8 protein-coding genes and 1 pseudogene are annotated in these 8,337 nt (G+C 43.7%); 3 read left to right on the top strand and 6 right to left on the bottom strand.

All coding sequences use genetic code 11. The features are described 5' to 3' along the window. On the top strand, positions 1-1,755 hold a 1,755-nt coding region (locus ACP45E_RS19940), incomplete at its 5' end, for a bifunctional acetate--CoA ligase family protein/GNAT family N-acetyltransferase (RefSeq protein WP_069585469.1). Positions 1,756-1,824: 69 nt separating this feature from the next. On the opposite strand, the gene ACP45E_RS19935 is transcribed toward ACP45E_RS19940, so the two are convergent. The 5 genes from ACP45E_RS19935 to ACP45E_RS19915 all read right to left on the bottom strand — a co-directional run bounded on the left by ACP45E_RS19935 (position 1,825) and on the right by ACP45E_RS19915 (position 5,807). Next, positions 1,825-2,715, bottom strand: a complete 891-nt coding sequence (locus ACP45E_RS19935; RefSeq protein WP_017037966.1) for a LysR family transcriptional regulator — start codon at positions 2,713-2,715, stop codon at positions 1,825-1,827. A 390-nt stretch (positions 2,716-3,105) separates the two neighbouring features. Next, a complete protein-coding gene (locus tag ACP45E_RS19930) occupies positions 3,106-3,357 on the bottom strand; it encodes a hypothetical protein (protein WP_017037965.1) in 252 nt (83 codons plus the stop codon). Next, complete coding sequence (locus ACP45E_RS19925; protein WP_017037964.1) at positions 3,357-5,063, bottom strand: SgrR family transcriptional regulator; 1,707 nt, start codon at positions 5,061-5,063, stop codon at positions 3,357-3,359. The genes ACP45E_RS19930 and ACP45E_RS19925 overlap by 1 nt, the downstream gene beginning before the upstream one ends. A 65-nt stretch (positions 5,064-5,128) precedes the next feature. After that, a complete protein-coding gene (locus ACP45E_RS19920; RefSeq protein WP_017037963.1) occupies positions 5,129-5,365 on the bottom strand; it encodes a DUF3389 family protein in 237 nt (78 codons plus the stop codon). A 4-nt stretch (positions 5,366-5,369) separates the two neighbouring features. Beyond that, positions 5,370-5,807 carry a hotdog fold thioesterase gene (locus ACP45E_RS19915; RefSeq protein WP_017037962.1) on the bottom strand — a complete coding sequence of 146 codons (438 nt, stop codon included), beginning with the start codon at positions 5,805-5,807 and terminating at the stop codon, positions 5,370-5,372. A gap of 79 nt (positions 5,808-5,886) precedes the next feature. Between ACP45E_RS19915 and ACP45E_RS19910 the strand changes: the two genes are divergently transcribed. Continuing rightward, a complete protein-coding gene (locus ACP45E_RS19910; RefSeq protein ID WP_017037961.1) occupies positions 5,887-6,675 on the top strand; it encodes a M48 family metallopeptidase in 789 nt (262 codons plus the stop codon). A 207-nt stretch (positions 6,676-6,882) separates the two neighbouring features. Here ACP45E_RS19910 and ACP45E_RS19905 read toward each other — a convergent pair whose 3' ends face one another. Beyond that, the gene (locus ACP45E_RS19905; protein WP_026026611.1) at positions 6,883-7,965 is read right to left on the bottom strand and encodes a site-2 protease family protein; all 1,083 of its coding nucleotides are present in this window, start codon (positions 7,963-7,965) and stop codon (positions 6,883-6,885) included. A 258-nt stretch (positions 7,966-8,223) separates the two neighbouring features. Here ACP45E_RS19905 and ACP45E_RS19900 point away from each other — a divergent pair. Next, a pseudogene (locus tag ACP45E_RS19900) lies at positions 8,224-8,337 on the top strand (alkylphosphonate utilization protein); the annotation flags it as partial.

Raw genomic sequence — 8,337 nt, 5'->3', positions numbered from 1 at the left:
GCCATTATGGCCGTAGATACTCTGTTAGAACGCGGTGGCAAACTTGCTCAGCTAGATGAGGAAACGCTAAATAGGCTCAGTACGGTATTGCCAGAGAGTTGGTCGCACAGTAACCCCATTGATATGGTTGGTGACGCGGGAAATCGGCGCTATGTCGATACACTCAACGTCTTACTCGACAGTAATATCGCAGACGCTATTTTGATCATGCATAGCCCGTCGGCAGTATCACCTTCCGAGCAGACAGCTCAAGAAATCGTTGACGCCATTAGAGCGCACCCTAAACATAAGCAATTCAATATTCTAACCAATTGGTCTGGCGAGCTTACCGCTAAGCCTGCAAGACAGATCTTTACTCAAGCAGGAATTCCAACGTATCGCACCCCAGAAAGTGCGGTTGTTGCTTTCATGCATTTGGTCGAATATCGACGAAATCAAAAACAATTAATGGAAACCCCGACCTCCGCTGAACCGGTTCACATTGGCGAGCTTAATCATGCTAAACAATGGATTGAGGAGAAGTTGGAACAAAATCATACCTTGATGTTGGATACTCATCAGATCGGTTCATTCTTAAAGTATTTCAATTTTAATGTATTACCGACATGGATTGCTTCTGACGCGAGTGAAGCGGTGCATGTCGCTGAAAAAATCGGTTACCCTGTTGCGGTGAAATTACGTTCTCCTGATATTGCGCACAAGTCTGATGTTCATGGCGTTATGCTCAATCTGAGAAACAGTGTTGAAGTTGCTAATGCAGCACAAGCGATCCTTGATAGAACCAAGTTGTCGTACCCTGCCGCTCATATTCATGGATTATTGGTTCAGGGTATGGGCAAATTGGCGGGTGGCGAGGAAATACGGATCAAAGTCATTACGGACAACACATTTGGGCCTGTTATATTGATCGGGCAAGGTGGTTCAGAGTGGGATGAATCTATTGATGCTGCTGCTGCGCTGCCCCCGCTCAATATGACACTGGCTCGCTACCTTATTGTGAGAGCGATAAAAAGCGGGAAAATTCGACCACAAAAACTTCCAGATCCTATGAATATTGATGGGCTATCTGAATTCTTAGTGCGATTATCACAAATGGTGGTCGATTGCCCTCAAGTACAACAACTTGATATCCATCCACTACTCGCCAATGGGAACGAGTTCACTATCCTTGATGCGGATTTAGTCTTATCTCGCTATAAAAAGGACGCCCACGAACGATTAGCTATTCGTCCTTATCCAGTTGAAATGGAACAAAAACTGACGTTAAAAGACGGTACAGAAATATTGCTGCGGCCAATTCTTCCTGAAGATGAGCCCCTCCATGCTGAGTTTATCCACAAGGTATCAAAAGACGATTTATATAAGCGATTTTTTACTGATGTTGGTGAGTTTAATCATGAGGCGCTGGCCAATTTTACCCAGATTGATTACGACAGGGAAATGGCCTTCGTTGCGGTTACCTATACCGCAGGCAATCCGACCATCATTGGGGTGTCTCGTGCTTTAATCAATCATCAAAATAGTGATGCCGAATTCGCCATACTGATCCGTTCCGATCTTAAAGGCATAGGGTTAGGCAAGATCCTCATGGGTAAGATCATTCAATATTGTAAAGATAAAGGCACAGCTCAAATATCTGGAATGACGATGCCGACCAACCGAGGCATGCTGACGCTGGCACAGAAACTCGGGTTTGAACTTGATGTTCAATTTTCAGATGGAACCGCAGACATGGTGCTTCGGCTCAATGATTGACGGACCTAGAGCTATTTATGGATGACATTAAACAAGGGTCTGAAAGCACTTAGAACAAAGCACGTATAACTAAGCAAGTAAAGACCAGTGGTTTTTTAGATAACGGATGCACCAGGTTTTTGCATTACCCATGTTATTACGGCGCCAGGCTAGCACGATTTCAATATCTTGGTTCTGGGTGCCTTGTATGGCTTTAAGCTTATGACTCTTTATAAGTGGCTCTGCGACTTGCTGAGGTAAGGTGCCAATACCAAGACCCGCTAGCAGAGCTTCCACTTTCGCGTTGAATGTTGTAACAGTGAGTTGAGGTTGCTTCTCGAGGATGTTAATAGACTGAATTGGGTGCTCCAAGGCCGTATCCGCGATGGCGATGATCTTATATTTTTGTCGCTCTTGATCATTAAATTCCCCCACTCGTTTATGGATATAATGATCGTAAGATGCAACCCAAACCATTGACATGGATCCGATCACTTCTGTTTTTAGATCCTGAGGGATCATTGATGTTTTCGGGCAGATTAAAAGATCCGCTCGATTTAAAGCCAAAGACTCCCAGCAACCCGCTAAGATTTCCTCTTGTAATTTAACTTTAGTGCTGCTGACTTCTTCAAGCTTACTGACCAGAGGGAACAAATTACCAACAGGGATGATGCCGTCGAACGCGATGGTAATATCAAGCTCCCACCCATTTGCTAATGCTTTAGCTTTGCTCACGAGATCATTCGATGCCACAAGGATATGCCTTCCTTGCTCTAGCAGTAACTGCCCTGCTTGGGTAAAGATAGCTTTGTGGCCAGATCGATCGAATATCATCAGATCCAAATCTTGCTCAAGTTTTTGAATCTGATAAGTGAGTGATGAAGGTGCTCGACCTAACTCTTTTGCAGCACTGGCAAAACTTCCTCTTCGTTCTATTGCATCTAATATATGTAACGCTTCAAGAGTAAGAGGACTTAGCACAATACCGCTCCTTGCAAACTGATTTAATGGGCCGTCAAATAAGAAAAAACCAGCAATAGATGCTGGTTTGGGTAATCTTTCATTCAAAAAGTTAACAGAAATTGGGCGAATGATAAATTATTTATTTGGCATCTCTTTTTTTATCATGATGACAGACGTCACGATAAAAGCGATGACAAGTGCTGTGTCCATTTGTAACTCCTAGATTCAAAACGTAACAAAGTGTAACTGGTTTGAATTCTAACATTTATACAAAGACATAAAACCCCATAACGATTTTTTTACGTAAATTATAGATACAGATCAATAAGCGACCGAAATTTGATGGTTTAGACGTGGATAGTGAGAGTTGAATCAAGGTAATTGTTAAAAAAGGGTTAATTTAAGTAACTATTTAAAGGTAACTTTTCCGCCAATAATCTTATTTGCGGGCATTCCTCTGATCATTGTTTCTCTAGCGAATGAAATACCGCACTTAGGGCAGATTCCAAGTTCTACGGTAAAGTCGGTAACGATGCGTTCCTGGAAACATTTAACTAGGGCGCCTTTTCCCCCTTTCCTGTATTTATACAAAGGTGTTTTACATTTAGCGCAATAAACATCAACGGTCCTTGCAGGTTGCTTTTTGTTGGGTTTAGACATTAACTCGGCATATCTCCATTAATGCTGGGTTTGACCCAGGCTCTGCTAAAGTCAAACCAGCCAAGAGCGTTGCACTTTACATTTTGTAGGGAACCACATTGATCCTGGCTTACACCAAGCCAGCAGTGAAACAGTGGAATAAGCTGCAAATGCTCAGCAAGAGATTGACCTAACGCCCGCCCAGGAAATGGTAAGCTGTCATCAGCTCGCCATGCATCAACCAAGTGAGTCCAGTTTTTAAAATGCTCATCGGTGCTCATTTTTTGAATATCACTGTAATCGAGAAGCCAGCCTACGAGCGCATCATCACGGTTGTTCGCTATTCCCATTGGTTTCACCCAGATATCGATCTCTTCAGCATTCGGTACGTCAACGTCGTATTTAATCATGTGTACTTTTAACCCATCTTCTCGAAGAATCTTCTCGATGGTTTTTGCTAACGTTGGAAACATAGGGTGCTGGGCATGATAAGCAATAGTCACCGTTGTTTCTGCAGGAGCGGTAACGGCGCAATTTGAACGACTTTGGTGGTACCAGCCTGGCTTCAACCCATGAGCCGGTAATACACCCAGTTCCAGCAGCGTTTTATCCGGTAGCATTCTGAATAAGTTCATAGTATGGAGCTTGTGGGTGAAATACTCAGCCCACTGATTCGATGAGGCTAGACCATCCCGTCGATTGAGCAGCAAGTATGTGCATCCAGGATCCAATTTAACTTCTTCATTATGGTTATTTATGTCTGGTTTGATCGGATTCGATAAACTCGGAAAGATCATCGAAGAGTGCACTTCATCGATCACCCAAACCTCGACTCGATCAATGAGGGGGCGAAAACCAAAATACCCATCAAAGGCCTGTAAGACCAAACGCTTATCGTTATTTTCTGCCACTCGGTAAGGGCCAGTACCAATCGGCATAATATCGAAATTATCGTTTCTAAGGTGATCAGGTAATAAAACCTTGGCGCAGGATTCCGCCAACAAGAGTGGTAAGCGTTTGTCATCTGCAGATAAAGTGACATCAATAATCGATTCGCTGGGTGACGTGACCTGTTCGATGTGCGAAAAAAGAGGCGTCGATTTAAGTAATAAGAGGCTTTCAATGATGTGATTCGTCTCTAGAGCAACTCCAGTGTGAAAGCGAACTCTTGGCCGAATATAAAATCGCCATACTCGGTTTGATAACGCTTCCCAGCTATGGGCTAAATCAGGCTGTAAATTGTCGGCGTCGTCAAGTCGGGTCAACCCACTGAATATTTGCTGAGCGATGTGTTGCTCAGAGCGTCGCATATTTTTGTTCGTGTTGAGCATTGAAAGTGGTCGATAATACGGTAAACGTATGACTTGTTGACCTTCTTGGTGTTGTACGCCCAAGTAACCATCAATCACCCTTGCCAATTTGGCACTGTCATTATCGAGTACCGACAAAGCATGGGAAATCCGACCTTCGTCAAGATATTGTTTAGCGAGAGTTTCATTGACATCACTGCGACTTCGTTTGAAGTTAAGTTGAGAAAGCTTTCCACGACCAGGCGCTGGTTTCCATTCGATCCAACCTTCTTCTTCCATCTTGTTAAGAACGATCCGCGCGTTTCGGCGAGTGCAGAAGAGGATCTCGGTGATCTCATCAAGTTGAATGCCTGAGTCTTGCCCTTTGAAGTGTGTAAATAGTGTTTCAAACTGAACGCGTAAACGTGGACTACTCATAAAGGGGAAAGCTCAAATGATGTATGGACTTGTGTAGTTTCCCCTTTTTTTAGTCTTGGATCAAGTTAATCAGAGACCGCACACCCCATTAGCATGCTTAATTCATTAACTTGTTGTTCATTATCGAGTTTTAGTGACCATTTGCAGCCGCTACCGTTGGCGACCAATACATTAGTCCCCTTTCCAATTAAGGTGAGGCAATCCGCTTGCGCCTGTAACACAACCTGTTGTTGGCCATCGAATTTGACTATCAACTCATGGGCATTGGCAATGATCTTCCCTAAGGAGAACGTAATGACCATGGATCTATGTCCTTTCTTTTGTATGACGCTTTTTTACTGCAATCGTTAGCCGACTCGAGCAAATTAAACGCGCTTGTTCATCGGTGATATTGATTTGCCAAACTTGAGTTGAAACACCAAGGTGTAATGGCGTCGCTTTGCCCGTTACCGTACCTGATCGCATCGCACGAATATGGTTGGCATTGATATCCAGCCCGACACAAAAGTGGTTTTCATCGACACATAAATTTGCGGCGATTGATCCTAACGTTTCCGCAAGAACGACCGATGCACCTCCGTGTAGCATGCCAAGCGGTTGGTGGGTTATTTTACTGACCGGCATGGTCGCAGATATACTGTCTGAATCAACATCCGTGTATTTGATCTCTAAATGTTCGATCAGGGTATCTTTAGACGTTGAATTCAATTGTTCTAAATCAATGTGTTTCTTCCAAATAGCCATTTAGCACTCTTTTGGTTTGCGTTATAGTTTATTCTCTGTCAGAGAATGACTAATTTGCCTTTCAATATGGAGATTGTAAATGCAAACCTTATTTAAATTGTCGGTTCTGTGTTCGACTATTGTTCTAACAGCTTGTAGCGCCTCTCCTACAGGCAGGAATCAGATCATCTTATTTTCCGATCAAGAGATGAGTTCGTTAGGCGCTCAGTCTTTTGAGCAAATGAAAGCAGAACAGCCTATCAGTACAAACACTAAGACGAATAATTACGTTCAATGTGTCGCCAAAGCGGTGCTGACAACGGTGCCCGCACAACCCAGTTTTAAAGAATGGGAAGTGGTGGTGTTCGATAGTGAGCAAGTGAACGCCTTTGCTCTCCCTGGTGGAAAGATTGGGGTTTATACTGGGTTATTGAACGTCGCTACCAATCAGGATCAATTGGCTACGGTTATTGGTCATGAAGTCGCTCATGTTCTCGCCGATCATAGTAATGAAAGGCTGTCTCAGTCACAGTTAGCCAATGCTGGAATGCAAGTGACAAGCATTGCTTTAGGCGCTTCGGAATATGCTGAATATCAATCAATGACGATGGCTGCGTTGGGTGTGGGTGTGCAATATGGTGTTATTTTACCTTATGGCCGAACACAAGAATCGGAAGCCGATATCTTAGGGTTAGAGTTTATGGCTCAGGCGGGTTTTGATCCAAACCAAAGCGTTGATCTTTGGAAGAATATGGCGAAAGCATCCGGTGGTGCACAACCGCCAGAGTTACTCTCCACCCACCCTTCTCATAACACGAGAATCAATGACTTAAAGGCTAAAATCCAATCACTTCCTAGCTATAATGTGGCTAAACCTAGTTGCAGCTAGCCAGAGCCAGCTAGCCAGAGTCAGTTACCCTATCAATGAAGTGCCCGTGAATGTAAGGTCGACGATTTTGCCAACGACGATGTTGTCAACCTTACGAACTCTATTAACTGCCACTCATTAATGGCAAACAGTTGTTACTAGCAAGCTCTTTTTTACGAGAGTAGCCGGTACTCTTTGCTGGCACAGCGCCGGGCCTATACTCGTTATTTACGTGCCCAATATTTGCAGTGGCAGCTGTAACAAGGCATCTCCAGTGGAAGCAAAGTACCCAATGATACTAATCAGCCCGAACACCAAGCCCACATACCAAATGCTTGAAATAATTTGGCCGTATCGATCTAAGGGCAACAGGTGGCTGTGATGCCTTTGTTTCCACTCTAAGACTATTTCGATAGTGCCCATAATCAGTAAGAATCCAAATAACGTGAGACCGAGAGAGTAGCTAAGAACGATTCCGCCTATCGCACCTGCAGCGCACAGTACGATTCCGGTGACACTGTTCATCGAAAAACTGATGCTCTTTAATATGTGCCCGCCATCAAGGGGCAAAATCGGAAGCAGATTAAATAAGTTTAGGAATGCGTTGAAAACCGCTAATCCTGCAAAAAACAAGTTACCCGTCACCCAATACGCGATAACCAAAACAATCGATAGCAGGAATCCAAAAAAAGGACCCATGATCGAAATGACGACGTCTTGCCATCGAGTGTTGATTTTTTCGTCACTGAGCGCGAGCCCGCCTAAAAAAGGGACCAGATATATGCCTTTGGTTTTCATTCCAAAATACTTCATCGCTTTGACGTGGCCATATTCGTGAAACACTAAACAGGCGATCAGCGCCAACGCAAATTGAAAAGAGAAAAGCCACGAATAGGCCGCTAAACTGGCCGATGCGAGCACTACTTTTATAAGCTTGGCACTTTTAAGCCCTTTCATTAGCAAAGACACTAAGCCTATCACGCTAAACTTTCTGTCTGCCTTTGGTGGGTTAAAAGGAACCTGCTGCTCGATGTCTTTATGATCCCGAGAATTTTGCTCTATGACTTGTTCATTGATGGATAACGCGTAGTCCAACATAAATGGTTGCCAGACCAACTCTAATGTCAGCTTGCAGTTTAAGTTTACGTCTCCGTGTAACAACGTGAATTGATGAACAGACTGATCAGATGAATCGGTAGAGGCGTCTTTTTGAGAGACGAGTGTGTTGTCCCAATAAAGTTGTTGCCAACCAGCCATTGAACCTTCAAGGCGTAACGGTTTTCCAAGACAATCAATAGATAAAAGTTCCAACATGCTTCCTGTATAGTGCAATTTAAAGGCCGTAGAAGTATGACGCGCTTATTTTGGTGGGTAAAGGGAAAACATCACCGATGGCTATGTGCGTATCATGAAGGCAAATAAACTCGTATAGGGTTCAAAATGCCCTTGTGGGAGCTCTTGTTTGCAAAGAATAGGTCAGGTTTTTTCTAAGCAATAAATCTCCCTTTCATTTATATGGATAAAGTGGATAATATGCGCGTTATTTAATTTATTGAATGTGAGCCTAATATGTCTTCTGAAGCAACAATGCTAGAACGCTGCCAATCTAAATGTGAACTGTGTGGAAGCGACTCTCCGCTTACCTCGTACGCGGTACCACCACATAGCCATGTTACTGTCGAT

The sequence above is a fragment of the Vibrio genomosp. F10 str. 9ZD137 genome, assembly GCF_049974785.1.
GTDB lineage: Bacteria > Pseudomonadota > Gammaproteobacteria > Enterobacterales > Vibrionaceae > Vibrio.
The sequence above is the reverse complement of the archived record's forward strand: the minus strand, read 5'-3'. Positions and strand labels throughout refer to the sequence as shown.

What these genes read in the sequence shown, in the direction of transcription:
- ACP45E_RS19930 (WP_017037965.1), bottom strand. Translation starts at nt 3,357, where the DNA reads ATGTCTAAACCCAACAAAAAGCAACCTGCAAGGACCGTTGATGTTTAT.
- ACP45E_RS19925 (WP_017037964.1), bottom strand. Translation starts at nt 5,063, where the DNA reads ATGAGTAGTCCACGTTTACGCGTTCAGTTTGAAACACTATTTACACAC.
- ACP45E_RS19920 (WP_017037963.1), bottom strand. Translation starts at nt 5,365, where the DNA reads ATGGTCATTACGTTCTCCTTAGGGAAGATCATTGCCAATGCCCATGAG.
- ACP45E_RS19915 (WP_017037962.1), bottom strand. Translation starts at nt 5,807, where the DNA reads ATGGCTATTTGGAAGAAACACATTGATTTAGAACAATTGAATTCAACG.
- ACP45E_RS19910 (WP_017037961.1), top strand. Translation starts at nt 5,887, where the DNA reads ATGCAAACCTTATTTAAATTGTCGGTTCTGTGTTCGACTATTGTTCTA.